The 16,378-nt window shown below is 33.4% G+C and carries 18 protein-coding genes; all 18 read left to right on the top strand.

The features are described from left to right. The first annotated feature begins 49 nt into the window (after positions 1-49). The 18 genes from rplQ (at position 50) to citF (ending at position 16,264) form a co-directional block, all read left to right on the top strand. Positions 50-391, top strand: a complete 342-nt coding sequence (gene rplQ / locus AC0N0V_RS22520) for a 50S ribosomal protein L17 (protein WP_474461148.1) — start codon at positions 50-52, stop codon at positions 389-391. A 96-nt stretch (positions 392-487) separates the two neighbouring features. Further along, positions 488-1,333 (top strand): energy-coupling factor transporter ATPase, encoded by an 846-nt coding sequence (locus tag AC0N0V_RS22515; protein WP_474461146.1) that lies wholly within the window; start codon positions 488-490, stop codon positions 1,331-1,333. Then, positions 1,318-2,172, top strand: coding sequence for an energy-coupling factor transporter ATPase (locus AC0N0V_RS22510; RefSeq protein WP_474461145.1), 855 nt, complete (start codon positions 1,318-1,320; stop codon positions 2,170-2,172). The genes AC0N0V_RS22515 and AC0N0V_RS22510 overlap by 16 nt, the downstream gene beginning before the upstream one ends. Positions 2,173-2,184: 12 nt before the next feature. Then, on the top strand, positions 2,185-2,991 hold the full coding sequence (locus AC0N0V_RS22505) for an energy-coupling factor transporter transmembrane component T family protein (RefSeq protein WP_474461143.1): 807 nt from the start codon (positions 2,185-2,187) through the stop codon (positions 2,989-2,991). Then, complete coding sequence (truA, locus tag AC0N0V_RS22500) at positions 2,991-3,725, top strand: tRNA pseudouridine(38-40) synthase TruA (protein WP_474461142.1); 735 nt, start codon at positions 2,991-2,993, stop codon at positions 3,723-3,725. Before AC0N0V_RS22505 ends, truA begins: the two co-directional genes overlap by 1 nt. A 276-nt stretch (positions 3,726-4,001) precedes the next feature. Further along, a complete protein-coding gene (gene rplM / locus AC0N0V_RS22495; RefSeq protein WP_474461140.1) occupies positions 4,002-4,436 on the top strand; it encodes a 50S ribosomal protein L13 in 435 nt (144 codons plus the stop codon). 25 nt (positions 4,437-4,461) lie between these two features. Next, positions 4,462-4,854, top strand: coding sequence for a 30S ribosomal protein S9 (rpsI, locus tag AC0N0V_RS22490; RefSeq protein WP_474461138.1), 393 nt, complete (start codon positions 4,462-4,464; stop codon positions 4,852-4,854). Positions 4,855-4,961: 107 nt separating this feature from the next. Then, a complete protein-coding gene (gene cwlD / locus AC0N0V_RS22485; RefSeq protein ID WP_474461137.1) occupies positions 4,962-5,678 on the top strand; it encodes an N-acetylmuramoyl-L-alanine amidase CwlD in 717 nt (238 codons plus the stop codon). Positions 5,679-5,963: 285 nt separating this feature from the next. Further along, positions 5,964-6,974, top strand: a complete 1,011-nt coding sequence (locus AC0N0V_RS22480; protein ID WP_474461136.1) for a GntR family transcriptional regulator — start codon at positions 5,964-5,966, stop codon at positions 6,972-6,974. Between the two features lie 19 nt (positions 6,975-6,993). Further along, positions 6,994-7,404 carry a methylaspartate mutase subunit S gene (gene glmS / locus AC0N0V_RS22475; protein ID WP_474461135.1) on the top strand — a complete coding sequence of 137 codons (411 nt, stop codon included), beginning with the start codon at positions 6,994-6,996 and terminating at the stop codon, positions 7,402-7,404. Between the two features lie 39 nt (positions 7,405-7,443). Beyond that, a complete protein-coding gene (glmL, locus tag AC0N0V_RS22470) occupies positions 7,444-8,835 on the top strand; it encodes a methylaspartate mutase accessory protein GlmL (RefSeq protein ID WP_474461134.1) in 1,392 nt (463 codons plus the stop codon). Positions 8,836-8,847: 12 nt separating this feature from the next. Further along, complete coding sequence (locus tag AC0N0V_RS22465; protein WP_474461133.1) at positions 8,848-10,302, top strand: methylaspartate mutase subunit E; 1,455 nt, start codon at positions 8,848-8,850, stop codon at positions 10,300-10,302. 132 nt (positions 10,303-10,434) lie between these two features. Further along, on the top strand, positions 10,435-11,676 hold the full coding sequence (locus tag AC0N0V_RS22460; protein ID WP_474461132.1) for a methylaspartate ammonia-lyase: 1,242 nt from the start codon (positions 10,435-10,437) through the stop codon (positions 11,674-11,676). 158 nt (positions 11,677-11,834) lie between these two features. Next, positions 11,835-12,677 carry a fumarate hydratase gene (locus AC0N0V_RS22455; RefSeq protein ID WP_474461131.1) on the top strand — a complete coding sequence of 281 codons (843 nt, stop codon included), beginning with the start codon at positions 11,835-11,837 and terminating at the stop codon, positions 12,675-12,677. Positions 12,678-12,827: 150 nt separating this feature from the next. After that, positions 12,828-13,385: a Fe-S-containing hydro-lyase gene (locus AC0N0V_RS22450; protein WP_474461130.1), complete on the top strand. Its 558-nt coding sequence runs from the start codon at positions 12,828-12,830 to the stop codon at positions 13,383-13,385. 32 nt (positions 13,386-13,417) lie between these two features. Beyond that, a complete protein-coding gene (citD, locus tag AC0N0V_RS22445) occupies positions 13,418-13,681 on the top strand; it encodes a citrate lyase acyl carrier protein (RefSeq protein ID WP_474461129.1) in 264 nt (87 codons plus the stop codon). Between the two features lie 94 nt (positions 13,682-13,775). Beyond that, positions 13,776-14,648 carry an HpcH/HpaI aldolase/citrate lyase family protein gene (locus tag AC0N0V_RS22440; RefSeq protein ID WP_474461128.1) on the top strand — a complete coding sequence of 291 codons (873 nt, stop codon included), beginning with the start codon at positions 13,776-13,778 and terminating at the stop codon, positions 14,646-14,648. Between the two features lie 74 nt (positions 14,649-14,722). Then, positions 14,723-16,264, top strand: coding sequence for a citrate lyase subunit alpha (citF, locus tag AC0N0V_RS22435; RefSeq protein ID WP_474461127.1), 1,542 nt, complete (start codon positions 14,723-14,725; stop codon positions 16,262-16,264). Positions 16,265-16,378: the final 114 nt, after the last annotated feature.

Here is a 16,378-nt window from a genome sequence, read left to right as displayed (position 1 = left end):
GTATTATATTGTTATACTTAAACAAGAGTCAAGGTAAGGAGGTATAGAGATGGCAGGATATCGTAAATTAGGTCGTCCAACTGACCAAAGAAAAGCAATGCTTAGAAACCTTGTAACTAGTTTCTTAAAGCATGGTAAAATTGAAACAACAGAAACTAGAGCAAAGGAAACAAGAAACCTAGCTGAGAAAATGATAACTCTTGCAAAAAGAGGAGATCTTCATGCTAGAAGACAAGTGCTTTCTTTTGTAACTGAAGAGGAAGTAGTAAGAAATTTATTTGATAATGTAGCTCCTAAGTATGCTGAAAGAAATGGTGGATATACAAGAATGTTTAAAGTAGGTCCAAGAAGAGGCGACGGAGCAGAATTAGTTATACTAGAGTTAGTATAATATGGAGGGGATTAAGTAAGCTAACTTAATCCCCATTTTGCTATAGTAATTTGTATATTTTCCGTTGCTACTTTATTAAATTTGCGGGGTGTTTCCATGGAAGAAAAAATGATACAATGCATTGATGTCATTTATAGATATGATTCTATTGAAAAAGATAATGGAAAATTAGCACTATCTAATGTTAACTTACAGATAAAAAAAGGTGAATTCCTTGTAATTCTAGGAAGGAATGGATCAGGAAAGTCTACAATAGCTAAACATATGAATGCATTGCTACTTCCAACTGAAGGAAAAGTATACGTAGGCGATCTAGATACATTAGATGAAAAGAATACGTGGAATATAAGAAACAAGGCTGGCATGGTGTTTCAAAATCCTGATAACCAGATAGTTGCAACTATTGTAGAAGAAGATGTTGCATTTGGACCAGAAAATTTAGGTGTTGAGTCGTCAGAAATTAAGCAAAGAGTGGATGAGTGTCTATTGAAAGTTAATATGAATGATTATAGGAGACACGCACCTCATTTGCTATCAGGAGGACAAAAACAAAGAGTTGCTATAGCAGGGGTATTAGCCATGCGCCCAGAATGTATAATATTTGATGAATCAACTGCTATGCTTGATCCTTCAGGAAGAAAAGAAGTCATCAATACAATTAAGGAAATAAATAATAAGTATGAAATGACCATAGTACTTATAACACATTACATGGAAGAAGCTGCTGAGGCTGATAGAATAATTGTTATGGATGAGGGCGAAGTTATTATGGAAGGTACTCCAAGAGATATATTTAGTAACGTAGAAAAAATGAAAAAAATTGGACTTGATGTTCCTCAGATGACAGAGTTGGCTTATGAGCTGCGTATTAATGGAATAGGCATAAAAAAAGATATATTAACTATAGATGAGATGGTGGATGAATTATGTCGATTAAAATAGAAAATTTAACCCATATATACATGAAAGGTTCTCCTTTTGAAAAAAAGGCACTGGATAATGTAAATATTAATATTGACAAGGGGGAATTTGTTGCCTTAATCGGTCATACTGGGTCGGGAAAATCTACGCTTATCCAACATATTAATGGTCTTTTAAAGCCACATGCTGGCAGAATAACTGTAGATGAGGTAGATATAACTGAAAAAAAGATTAACTTAAGTCTTATAAGAAAAAAAGTAGGTTTAGTGTTTCAGTATCCTGAGTATCAGCTGTTTGAAGAGACGATAGAAAAAGACATCGCTTTTGGACCTAAGAATTTAGGATTAAGCGATGATGAAATAAATAATAGAGTAAAACGAGCTATGAAAATGGTTGGTTTAGATTATGAGACGTATAAAGACAAGTCTCCTTTTGAATTAAGCGGGGGGCAAAAGAGAAGAGTTGCCATAGCAGGTGTTGTTGCTATGGAACCTAAGATTTTAATATTGGATGAACCTACGGCAGGATTGGACCCTAAAGGCAGAGATGATATTTTAGGTAAGATAAAAGATTTGCATAAAGAGTATAAAATGACTATAATACTTGTCTCACATAGCATGGAGGATGTAGCTAAACTTGCTAGTAGAATACTTGTTATGCATAAAGGGAAATGTATACTAGATGGAGCACCAGCTAGGGTATTTAGAGAGATAGATACTCTTGAGAGTGTCGGTCTTGCAGTACCACAGGTAACTTATCTTATAAAAAAGCTTAGGGAAAAAGGAATAAATATATCCGAAGATATATTTACTGTAGAACAAGCTAGAAATGAAATACTTAAAATACTAAATAAAGGTTAGGGGAGCTAATTAATGATTAAAGATATTACAATAGGTCAATATGTTCCAGGTGATTCATTTATACATAAGTTAGATCCAAGAGTTAAAATATTAATATCTTTAATATATATTATTGATTTATTCATAGTTTCGAATTTTAAAGGTTATGTTTTTATAACGGCATTTACTTTAATTGCAATACTTATTTCTAAAGTGCAATTTAGATATATATACAAGGGACTAAAACCTATTCTAATTTTAGTGTTAATAACCGCAGTATTAAACATACTTATGACTGAGGGTAAAAATCCACCACTGTATCATTGGAGATTTATAACTGTATATAAAGAAGGATTAATCTTAGCTGCATTTATGATTTTAAGATTAGTATTTTTGATAATAGGGACCTCTTTGCTGACTCTAACAACTTCTCCAATAGAATTAACAGATGGAATAGAAAAGCTTTTAAATCCTTTAAAAGGGATAGGAGTTCCTGCCCATGAACTAGCGATGATGATGACAATAGCATTAAGATTTATTCCAACCTTAATGGATGAAACTGATAAAATTATGAAAGCTCAAATGGCTCGAGGTGCAGATTTTGAATCAGGTAATATTATTAGGAGAGCGAGAAATCTAATTCCTATATTAGTGCCACTTTTTATAAGTTCATTTAGAAGAGCAGATGAGCTAGCAATGGCAATGGAAGCTAGATGCTATAAGGGTGGAGAGGGAAGAACAAGAATGAAGCAGTTAAAGCTCACGAATAGAGACTTTGTTGCATCATTGTCTATAATTTGTTTAGTTATTATTTCTGTATGGAGCAGGATGTGGATTTAATGAGAAATATAAAATTAGTTATGGAGTATGATGGTACAAATTATGCTGGTTGGCAGAGACAAAATAATATACTTACAGTTCAACAGAAAGTTGAAGAGGCTATAAAGAATGTTACAAACCAGTTTTCAGAAGTTATTGGTTCTAGTAGAACCGATTCGGGAGTTCACGCTAAAGGATTTGTTTGTAATTTTTTTACTGAAAGTAAAATACCAGCTGAAAAGTTTAAAAAAGCCTTAAATAGTTTTCTGCCAGATGATATTGTCATTATTAAATCAGAGGAAGTAAATAAAGAGTTTCATGCAAGGTTTGATAGCATAGGCAAAAGGTATGTATATACTGTTATAACTGGCAATGACAGACCTGCTATAGGTAGAAACTATATGTGTTATTTTCATAGAGAACTAGATATAGATAAGATGAGGGAAGCAGCCAAGGCTTTTTTAGGTACTCATGATTTCTCAGCTTTTAGGAATAGTGGAAGTAATGTTAAAACTACGGTGAGGACAATAAGAGAAGTAAGCATAATTGAAAAAGAAAATATTATTAAATTTATTATTGTAGGTAATGGATTTTTGTATAATATGGTTAGGATTATGGTTGGAACACTTTTAGAAGTTGGTGTAGGAAGATTTGATCCTAAAGATATTAAAAGTATAATAGAATCTAAAGATAGAGCTAAAGCTGGTAAGTCAATGCCTGCAAGTGGGTTATGTTTAGAAGAAGTATTTTACTAACGATTTACGCTTAAATTAGACATACAATAAGCTTTATGATACGATTAAGCTTACTGTAGTAGCAATAATAAGTACAATAGAACCTATTGATAAAAAAATGATTTCTTAAGGGTAATGTTTAATAATTAATAGAAACTATAAGGAATTTTATTGACACGCCCGGGAGATTGTATTATAATAATATATGTTTGTATCTAAAGTATAGAAGATCCACTAGCCCCGGATCTTTATATAGAGAAACGTATTTTGTGTATAAGAATTCAGGGAGGGAAAATGATGAAATCATACATAGCTAAAACACAAGAAGTTGAAAGAAAATGGTATGTTGTTGATGCTGCTGGAAAGCCACTAGGAAGAGTAGCAAGTCAAGTTGCTTCAATATTAAGAGGTAAGAATAAACCTACTTTTACACCACATGTTGATACTGGAGATTTTGTAATAATAATAAATGCTGAGAAGGTAGTTTTAACCGGTAAGAAGTTAGATCAAAAAATGTTAAGACACCACTCATTCTATCCAGGTGGATTAAAAGAGACTCCATATAGAGAAGCTATACAAAAGAAACCTGAATTTGTATTCAGTGAAGCTGTTAGAAGAATGCTTCCAAAGGGAGTATTAGGAAGACAAATGCTTAAAAAGCTAAAAGTATACAGAGGTGCTGAGCACAATAATGAAGCTCAAAAGCCAGAAGTATTAGAATTAAGATATTAATTGGAAATTGGAAGGAGGAGAAAAAATGGCTAAAGTTCAATATTTGGGAACAGGAAGAAGAAAAAAATCTGTTGCTAGAGTAAGACTTGTACCTGGAGAAGGTAGAGTAATAATAAATAAGAGAGACATAGAAAATTATTTCGGATTAGAAACTTTAAGATTAATAGTTAATCAACCATTAGTATTAACTGAAACTAAAGAAAAATTCGATGTATTAGTAAATGTTCATGGTGGTGGATACACTGGTCAGGCAGGAGCTATAAGACATGGAATTTCAAGAGCACTTTTAAAGGCTGACGAAAATTTAAGGCCAGAACTTAAGAAGGCAGGTTTCTTAACAAGAGATCCAAGAATGAAGGAAAGAAAGAAATACGGTCTTAAGAAAGCTAGAAGAGCTCCACAATTCTCAAAGAGATAATCAAAAGAGAGGTAATTTGCCTCTCTTTTTTTTATTTAAATATATTAATTAAATAGCGGCTAATAGACATAAAATATATAGGAAGCTTTAATTAGGGGGAGATAAATTTGAGGTATAGTAACAGAAAATTAATACTAATATTTTTTGTTATATTTTTAGGCTTGACTTCTGTATTTTATGCCAATGTGAAATACTCAATGGCTACTGTAGAAAGTAAATTCAACTCTGAAGAAAGAAAAGAAAAAATAGTACTTTTAGATCCTGGACATGGAGGAGTAGATGGTGGTGCTTCGGGAAAAAGTGGTGTTATGGAAAAAGATATTAACTTAAAAATTGGCTTGAAAATCAAAGATAGGTTAATAAAAGAAGGATATAAGGTAGTAATGATTAGGGAGGAGGATAAAGGTCTTTATGTAGATGAAGGGAGAATAAGAAAAAAGAAAATCGAGGATTTAAATAATAGAGTACAGATGAAGAAAGATTCTAAGTGTGACATGTTTATTAGTATACATTTGAATGCATTTCCTGAATCAAAATATTATGGGGCACAAGTATGGTATTCTAGGAATAAGGATAGTCAAAGGCTTGCAAGAATAGTTCAACAGAATTTAAGAAGTGATTTGGACCCCAATAATAGCAGGCAGGAAAAGCCAGCTTTAGATTCCTATAAAGTATTGAGGGTAAATGATGAAATGCCAGGCATACTAATTGAATGCGGATTTTTATCTAATCAAGTAGAAGAACAAAAACTAATAGATGAAGAATATCAGAATAAAATAGCAGAATCTATTGTAAAGTCTATAAAAGATTATTATAAACAATAATAAATTTGAAATTAGCTGCATTATGAAGGAAAAAATGCAGCTTTTTATATTCCATTATGCACATTAATTTTAAGAGATCTTAAGAGTATGTTGTTTTATTAGGAAAGTATCCTAATGTGGTAAATGTTTAACAAGGATTAATGTACTTTGTATGAATATATATATCTATTTATTATGGAAATAATAACTAATAATTAATATTTTTGGTCACAATTTTATGAATATTGAATTTTGACAAAAAATTATTGATGTCCAACTTGGACTGTGATATTATGAAAATATAAAATGGATTGGTCCATTAATCCAATGAGCTTTGGGGTGATTAATATAGATTTTACAATAAGCAAGGAAAGTGGAGTTCCACTATACATACAAGTTAAAAAGCAAATCATGGATTTAATAAGAAATGGTTCTTTAAAGGTTGGAAACAAGATGCCAACAGAGAGAGAGCTATCAGAAAAACTAAAAGTAAGTAGAAATACAATTAGTACAGCCTATAATGAGCTGGAGCAAGAAGGTGTCTTAAAATCCTATCAAGGTAGGGGAACTTTCGTAGCTGAAGAAGCAAATCCTTGGAAGGCACAAAATATTAAAGAGAAGATAATAAAGTTTGTAGATCTTGGTCTAGAAGAAGCTCTTGAAACAGGGATGGATGTAGACGAGTTCTTAGAAATCGTTAACCAAAGGGTCAAGGAAAAGAAAGAAATGATGAGCAAAATAACAGCTTTATACGTTGAGTGTAATGTTGAGCAATCAAGAATGTTTAGTAGACAGTTAATAGATAATACAAATATGAATGTAATTCCATTGACTCTAGATGATATAAGAAACATAAACAAAGATACGAGGGATATTATAGAAAAGTCTCAAGTTATAATAGCTACATTCAATCATGTTAACGAGGTTGTAGATCTAACTAAGAAATATGACAAAGAAGTTATTGGTGTCGCTATAAATGTAGATTTGGAGACAATTGTTAAAATTGCTAGATACCCAGTGGATACTAAGTTTGGTTTCGTATGTATGTCACAAGAATTTATGTTTAAAGCAAGAGGAGCATTGGAAAAAGCCGGGCTAGATAGTATCAATATTCAATATACAAATACAAATGACAACAACGAATTGGTGAAGCTTATAAATAGTTGTGATGTAATAATTGTTTCACCTGGAAGATATAAAGATGTAAAAGAAAATATCGTTGGAGATAAGGAAATATTAAGGTTTTTATATAGTCTTGATGATAACTCAGTTAAGGCTTTAAAATCAAAAATGATAGAATTGAAATATAAAAAGTAATTTTTAGGGGGGTCTCATAATGAAAACTTTAGTTATAGGTGTAATAGGATCAGACTGTCATGCTGTAGGAAATAAAATATTAGATCATGCTTTTACAAAGGACGGATTTAACGTAGTAAATATAGGGGTTTTATCTCCTCAAGAGGATTTTATAAATGCTGCAATAGAAACTAATGCAGATGCTATACTAGTTTCTTCACTTTATGGACATGGTGAAATAGATTGTAGAGGGTTAAGAGAAAAATGTGATGAGGCTGGTCTTAAGGGTATACTAATGTATGTTGGAGGAAATCTTGTTGTAGGAAAGCAGAAGTGGGAAGATGTTCATGAGAAATTTATTGAAATGGGATTTAACAGAGTATATCCACCTGGAACATCACCAGAAACTGCAATTAGAGATTTAAGACAAGATTTAGGAATTGAGGGTTAATATAAATAAACCTCTGTAGGGAAAACAGGAGTGATTGATTTGAATGCTTACTTGCTCATAGATTTTGGTAGTACTTATACTAAGCTTACTGCCGTAGATATAGAAAATGAGGAAATAATAGCTACTGCTAAAGATATTACAACAATTGAAAACGATATAATGATAGGCTTTAATAATGCACATAAAAAGCTCGAGGAAAAGTTACAAGGCGAAAATGTTAACTTTATTAAAAAGCTTGCATGTTCTTCCGCAGCTGGAGGATTAAAAATGGTTGCAGTAGGGCTTGTGCCAGAACTTACGGCTGAGGCTGCAAAGAGAGCCGCACTAGGTGCTGGAGCCAGAGTTCTTAATGTTTATAGCTACGAATTAACATCAAAGGAAATAGAAGAAATAAGAAATTCTCAATTAGACATTATTCTTTTAGCTGGCGGAACTGATGGTGGAAATAAAGATTGTATAATACACAATGCTAAGATGCTTGGGGATAGTGGTATAAATGTTCCTGTGGTTGTAGCTGGAAACAAGGTTGCTGTCGATGCTGTAGAAGAAGTATTGAAAGAAAAGGGAATGTTTTATAGAACAACTGAAAATGTAATGCCTAAACTTAATGCTCTAAATGTAGAGCCTGCAAGAGAAGAAATAAGAAAGATATTTATGGAGAAAATAGTTGAAGCAAAAGGTATGAAAGATGCAGAAAACTATATAAGTGGTATATTAATGCCAACTCCAGCGGCTGTACTTAAAGCAGCAAGAGTTCTGAGTGAAGGTACTGATAAAGAGGATGGAGTAGGAGATTTGGTAGTTGTAGATATCGGTGGAGCTACTACAGATATACATTCACTAGCAGATGGAGAACCATCAAAGCCTGGTGTAACAATGAGAGGACTTGAAGAACCTTTTGCTAAAAGAACTGTTGAAGGCGATTTAGGAATGAGATATTCTGCTGTTGCATTATGGGAAGCAGCTACAACAAGAAAAATTCAGAAGTATCTTAATGATAAAAGTATTGATGTAGAAGCAAACTGTAGGTATAGGGCCGAAAATATAAGAATGGTTCCGAAAACAGAACAAGAAATAAAGTTTGATGAGGCAATGGCAAAGGCTGCAACAGAAATCGCTCTAGAAAGACATACAGGAATATTAGAGACTCTTTATACTCCTTGTGGAGTAATATATTCTCAAGAGGGAAAAGATTTACTAGAAGTTAAATATTTAATAGGAACTGGAGGAGTATTAGTTCATAGTGAACATCCTGCAGAAATATTAAAGGCTGGAACGTTTGATGCAACTAACGCTACCCATTTAAAACCAACAAACCCAGACTACCTATTAGATAAAACTTATATAATGTCAGCCATGGGACTTTTGGCAGAAGAGTACCCAGATATGGCAGTCAGAATCATGAAAAAATACTTAGTTAAAGTTGATTAGGAGGTAATTCGATTGGAACTTAAAAATAAAAAATGGACAGATGAAGAATTTTTTAATATGAGAAAAGAAGTGTTAAGTCAATGGCCTACAGGTATGGAAGTTAACCTTGAAGAAGCTGTAGAGTATTTAAAGAATATACCTGAAGGTAAAAGTTTTCCAGCCAAATTAAGAAAAGCTAAAGAATCAGGTATAACACTAGCACAACCAAGAGCAGGTGTTGCTTTGATAAATGAGCACATAGAGCTTTTAACACATCTTCAAAATGAAGGTGAAGCAGACTTACTTCCATCAACTATAGATAGTTATACAAGACAAAATAGATATGATGAGTGTGAGGTAGGAATACAAGAGAGTTTAGCAGCAGGAAGATCGTTACTAAATGGTTTCCCTGGGGTTAATCATGGAGTAAAAGGTTGTAGACAAGTATTTGAGGCTGTAAATTTACCACTTCAAGCAAGACATGGTACACCAGATGCTAGATTACTTACAGAAATAATCCACGCTGCAGGATGGACATCAAACGAAGGTGGCGGAATATCTTATAATATACCTTATGCTAAAAGTGTTTCAATAGAGAAAACAATTTTAGATTGGCAATACTGTGATAGACTTGCAGGATACTATGAGGAGCAAGGTATATCAATAAATAGAGAGCCATTTGGTCCATTAACAGGTACATTGGTACCACCAAGTACATCAAATACAGTGGCAATAATAGAGGCATTACTAGCAGCTGAGCAGGGAGTTAAGAATATTACTGTTGGATATGGACAGTGCGGAAATTTAGTTCAAGACGTTGCTGCTATAAGAGCACTAGAAGAGCAAGTTAATGAATACTTACAACAATATGGATATAAAGATGTTTATATAACTACAGTTTTCCATCAGTGGATGGGAGGATTCCCGCAAGATGAGTCAAAGGCTTTTGGAGTTATAGCTTCAGGAGCGGCAACAGCAGCACTTGCTGGCGCTACAAAAGTTATAGTAAAAACTCCACATGAAGCTATGGGTATACCAACAAAGGAAGCAAATGCGTCAGGTATAAAAGCTACAAAAATGGCTTTAAATATGCTTCAAGGACAAAAACTTCCAATGTCAAAGGAATTAGAGACTGAAATAGCTATAATTAAATCTGAAACTAAGTGTATGATGGATAAGTTATTTGAACTTGGAAATGGTGATTTAGCTATAGGAACAGTAAAAGGATTCGAAGCAGGCACAATTGATATACCATTTGCGCCAAGTAAATATAATGCAGGAAAAATGATGCCAGCAAGAGATAATAACGGTGCTGTTAGATATCTTAACTGCGGAAACGTACCTCTAAGTGATGAACTAAAAGACTTTAATATGAAGAAGCTAGAAGAGAGAGGAAAGTTTGAAGGAAGAGAAGTAAGCTTCCAAATGACTATTGATGATATATTTGCAGTTGGTAAAGGTAAGCTTATAGGCAGACCAGAAAAGTAATACTTATTTTGAAATATAAATATTGACTACCGTTATAAAGGGGTAGTCAATATTTATACAAAAGTAGGGTTCAATAAGTACATAATAAATTACTTGAAAAATAAAATCACTAAAGAAAGATGGGTGTAGATTATGAAAATTGTTGATGTTATTTGTTCAGAAGGAAAAACTGGTTTTTATTTTGATGACCAAAGAGCTATAAAAAAGGGTGCTAAACATGATGGATTTACTTATGTTGGAGAACCTGTAACAGATGGTTTTACTAAGGTAAGACAGGCTGGAGAATCTATATCTGTAATGTTAATACTTGAAGATGGTCAAGTTGCATATGGAGATTGTGCTGCAGTTCAATATTCAGGAGCAGGTGGAAGAGATCCTCTTTTCTTAGCAAAGGATTTTATACCAGTAATAGAAAAAGAAATATCTCCAAAACTTATAGGAAAAGAATTAACTGAGTTTAAAGCTTTAGCTGAAGAGTTTGATACAATGAAAGTTAATGGAGAAAGAATGCATACTGCTATAAGATATGGTGTATCACAAGCTATACTTGATGCTGTAGCAAAATCTCAAAAGATTACAATGGCAGAAGTTATAAGAAACGAATATAATCAAGGTGCGGAAATAAAAAGAGTTCCTATATTTACTCAATCTGGCGATGATAGATATGATAACTCTGATAAAATGATTATAAAAGGTGCAGATGTAATGCCACATGCTCTTATAAACAATGTAGAAGAAAAGCTTGGTTTGAATGGTGAAAAGCTTGTAGACTACGTTAAATGGTTAAGAGATAGGGTTTTAAAATTAAGAAAAACTGAACATTATAATCCAATATTCCATATAGATGTTTATGGAACAATTGGTAATGCATTTAATTATGATACAAAGGCTATGGCTGATTACATAGGAATACTAGAAGAAGCTGCGAAGCCATTCCAATTAAGAATAGAAGGACCAATGGACGTAGAAGATAGACAAAAACAAATGGAAGCTTTAAGAGATTTAAGAGCTGAAATTGATGAAAGAGGAATTAAGGTAGAGTTAGTTGCAGATGAATGGTGTAATACTGTTGAGGATGTTAAATTCTTTACAGATAATAAAGCAGGGCATATGGTTCAAATTAAGACTCCAGACCTTGGAGGAGTAAACAATATAGCTGAAGCTATAATGTACTGTAAGGAGCACGGAATAGGAGCTTATTGTGGAGGTACTTGTAACGAAACCAATAGATCTGCAGAAGTAACTACAAATATAGCTATGGCTTGTGGAGCTAAGCAAGCTCTTGCAAAGCCAGGAATGGGCGTTGACGAAGGATACATGATCGTTAACAATGAAATGAATAGAGTACTTGCATTAATAAATAGAAGAAAGTAATATCTTTTATTTAGCTAATTATGAAAAGGCGGTTTTATTAAACTGCCTTTTCATGTATTTAATACTAGATAAATTAAATTTAGGTTAAATTACTTATATAATAAAATTAATGTACCATTAAATTAACAACTATAACATAGTAAGAGGAGAGAGATAAAATGAGAGAAATAAGTGTATCAGAAATAACCAAAGCTGTAAGGAATCTATGTATAGATTCAAACTACTATCTTTCCGAAGATGTTAAGAATAAAATTAAAGAAGCACATGAAAATGAATCTTGGGAAATGGCAAAGGGAATATTAGATAAAATATTAACTAATGTTGACATAGCTAAGAGTGAGAAAATGCCTATGTGCCAAGATACAGGTATGGCATGTATATTTATTGAGCTTGGCCAAGATGTGCATATAATTGGAGGAAGCTTAGAGGATGCCATAAACGAAGGGGTAAGACAAGGATATGAAGAGGGATATTTAAGAAAGTCCGTAGTGAAAGATCCTTTGGACAGAGTTAATACAAAAGACAATACTCCAGCAGTAATATATTATGACGTAGTTCCTGGAGATAAATTCAAAATAGTTGTAGCCCCAAAAGGATTTGGTTCTGAGAATATGAGTCAACTTAAAATGTTAAAGCCTGCAGATGGGTTGAAGGGTATAAAAGAATTTGTTCTTAAAGTTGTTAAGGAAGCTGGCCCTAATCCTTGCCCACCAATTGTTGTAGGTATAGGAATAGGTGGAACTTTTGATAGAGCGGCTAATCTAGCAAAGAGGGCATTAATAAGACCTTTATCTGAAAGAAATAATAACAATTTTTATGCAGAGTTAGAAGAAGAACTTTTAAAAGAAATAAACCTACTAGGTATAGGGCCTCAGGGGTTTGGGGGAAAAACTACTGCGCTTGCTGTAAACATAGAAACATATCCTACACATATAGCTGGATTACCAGTAGCGGTTAATATAAACTGCCATGTTACAAGACATGCGGAAGTGGAATTGTAATTTAAATAAAACTCACAAACAGGTATATGTCTTAATAATAGGATGATTAGATATAATTTAATATAGGGAATGAAGAGGAAAGGATATCTTTTATCTTCATTCTTCATAATTAGCCATTAAGTTTATGTTTATGATGTGGAGGGATACATTATGGAAAAAAGAATAACGACTCCTTTAACCGAAGAGAAGGTAAGAGATTTGAAGGCGGGAGATAGTGTTTTAATATCTGGAGTTATATACACTGCAAGAGATGCGGCTCACAAAAGGCTTGTAGAGCTCTTAGATAAAGGAGAAGATTTACCAATAGATATTAAAGATTCAATCATATATTACGTAGGACCAGCACCGGCAAAACCAGGTCAGGCAATTGGTTCAGCAGGACCAACTACAAGTTATAGAATGGACTCGTATACACCAAGTCTTTTGAATATTGGATTAAAGGGCATGATAGGTAAGGGACTAAGATCTGCAGAGGTAGTAGACTCTATGAAAAAGAATAAAGCAGTTTATTTCGCAGCTATAGGCGGAGCTGCTGCTCTAATGGGAAAATCCATAAAGAAAGCTGAACTTGTTGCGTATGAAGATTTAGGATCTGAAGCAATAAGAAGACTGGAAGTTGAAGAGTTGCCTGTAGTTGTAGTAATAGATTCAGAAGGCAATAACCTTTATGAACAAGGACAAATGGCATATCTTAAGTCTGAAACATAAATTTAAGAGTAATATGACAAGGAGAGTTGAAGATGAATATAAGTAAGGTAGCTAAGGCTGGAACATTAGAATCAAATGATATATTAATTATGGTTATGCCTAATGAGAATGGCGGCATTGAATTAGAACTTGAAAGTATAGTAATGAAGCAATTTGGTAAACAGATAAAAAAAGTAATAATAGAAAAATTAAACGAACTAGGTGTAGAAGATATAACTATAAAGGCACAGGATAAGGGTGCATTAGATTATACAATTAAGGCTAGGATTCAGACGGCTGTTGAAAGAGCTGTTTAGTAATAAGAGACAATAAATAGTTGAAATAGTATAGGCTTTCAAATGGTTTATAAGGAAGGCCGCGCTTAATTTTCGCTAAGAAGGGGAAATGAATATGAAAACATTAAGAAGAACAATGCTTTTTATGCCTGGAAACAATCCAGGAATGCTTCAAAGTGCACCTATACTTGGAGCAGACTCTGTAATATTAGATTTAGAAGATGCAGTAAGCTTAACTGAAAAGGATAGTGCAAGAACTCTAGTTAAAGAAGCTATTAAAGTTATAGACTATTCACAGGTAGAACTTGTTGTAAGAGTAAATCCGCTTGATACCGAATATGGTGTTAATGATATAGAGGTTATAGCTAGGGTTAAGCCAGATAGTTTAATGATTCCAAAAGCTACTGAGGAACAACTTATATATATAGATGGAATGCTTTCTAAAATAGAAAGTGAAGAAGGTTATGATAGTGGAAGTATAAAACTTATACCAATTATTGAAACTGCCTATGGTTTAGAAAATGTATATAACATAATAAATTCTTCTAAAAGAGTTGTTGCGGTGCTTTTGGGAGCGGAAGACTTAACTTCTGATTTTGGAATAAAGAGAACTAAAGAAGGAGACGAAATTTTCTATGCAAGAAATAGAGTTTCCACAGCTTGTAGGGCAGCTAGAGTAGATGCTATAGATACACCTTTTACAGATACAAATGATTATGAAGGATTAGCAAAAGATACTCTTAAAGCTAAAGGATTAGGATTTACCGGTAAGGCATCTATAAATCCGAGACAAATAGATACTATACATTTATCATTGGCACCAACTGAGCATGAAATTAAACATTCTCTTAGAGTACTTCAAGCAAGAGATGATGCTAAAGAAAAGGGATTAGGGGTATTTTCTCTAGATGGAAAAATGGTAGATGCTCCCATTATAAACAGAGCAATAACGACTGTAGATTTGGCTAAACTTTTAGATCTTATATAATAAGTTTTGATTTTATAAGTAGAAAGCTTTAATTAATGTAGATAACTGTTAATTTAAAAAAGTGAGGGATTAGTATGAAGAATATACTAGGAAGAGAAATTCCTGATTATATAGAGGGTTATGGTGAAGTAAGACCTTTTCAAGGAGCCTTTTCAAATTATGGAATAAAAGAAAAGGTAGGCGTTAAGGTAAGCAGTGTAAAGCCTGGAGAAGAAAAAGTTTTAAATAGTATTGAGGAAGCCTTAGATAAAGTAAATGTAAGAGATGGAATGACTGTATCTTTTCACCATCACCTAAGAAATGGTGATTTTATACTTAATAATGTAATGTATGCAATCTCTAAAAGAGGAGTAAAAGATATCACTATAGCCGCAAGTTCTATATTTCCGATTCATGAGCCATTAGTAGAGTACATTAAAAGTGGAGTAGTTACAGGGATTGTAGCAAACTACATTTCTGGACCTGTAGCTGAAGCTATATCGAAGGGAGCATTGAAAAAACCGGCGATTATGATGACTCATGGTGGAAGACCAAGAGCAATAGAAAGCGGAGACTTACATATAGACATAGCATTCATTGGGTCACCAACAGCAGACACTTATGGAAACATAAATGGAGTATATGGTAATGCGGCTTGTGGTTCATTAGGGTATGCTACAGTAGATGCAGAATATGCTGATAAGGTAATAGCTATTACAGATAACTTGGTTCCATATCCTGCATGTCCAATTGAAATAAGTCAAATTTATGTTGATTATGTAGTAAAGGTTGACTCTATCGGAAATCCAGCTGGAATTGTATCAGGAACTACAAAGATAACTAAGGATCCTGTGGGGCTTAAAATAGCTAAGATGGCAACAAAGGTTATAGAGTTATCAGGTCTCGTTAAGGATGGCATGTCCTTTCAGACAGGTGCAGGTGGAACTTCGCTTGCTGTAGCTGCCGAGCTAAAGGAATTAATGAAGAAAAAAGAAGTTATTGGTAGTTTTGCAGCAGGAGGAATAACAGGGTATATTGTAGATATGCTTGAAGAAGGATTATTCAGAAACCTATTTGATGTTCAGTGTTTCGATTTGAAGGCAGTTGAGTCTTATAGAAATAATCCAAGACACCAAGGTATGTCTGGGTCTATGTACGGTAATCCTCATAACAAGGGAGCTGTAGTAAATAATCTAGATATCATGATACTTGGTGCTACTGAAATTGATACAGACTTTAATGTAAATGTAACTACTGGATCAAGTGGTGTTATAATGGGGGGATCAGGAGGACATAGTGATACAGCTGCAGGAGCAAGACTTGCAATAGTTGTTACGAACCTTATAAAAGGAAGATTGCCAATTATTAAGGATAGAGTAACTACGGTAACAACACCTGGTGAAAGTATAGATGTGGTTGTTACTGAAAGAGGTATAGCTATAAATCCTGAAAGAAAAGATTTGATGGAAAGACTTAAGAGTTCGAGTCTTCCTGTTATGACTATAGAAGAGTTAAAAGATATAGCTGAAAAAATGACTGGAAAGCCAGAGGCAATAGAGACCTTAGATGAGGTTGTGGCTATAGTTGAATATAGAGATGGAACTGTAATTGATGTAGTTAAAAAACCATTAGAGTAGAAAAACTTAAAACTAGGTATCTTTAGTTAAATGTATCTTCAAATTTAGCTAGAGATACCAGTTGAAAATTTAAGTATAGATCTAAAATAAATTAATATTAATGGTCAAAACCTT

Source organism: Clostridium sp. CS1-1 (genome assembly GCF_056135525.1).
Note: the sequence above shows the minus strand (reverse complement) of the source record. Positions and strands in the feature narration are given on the sequence as shown.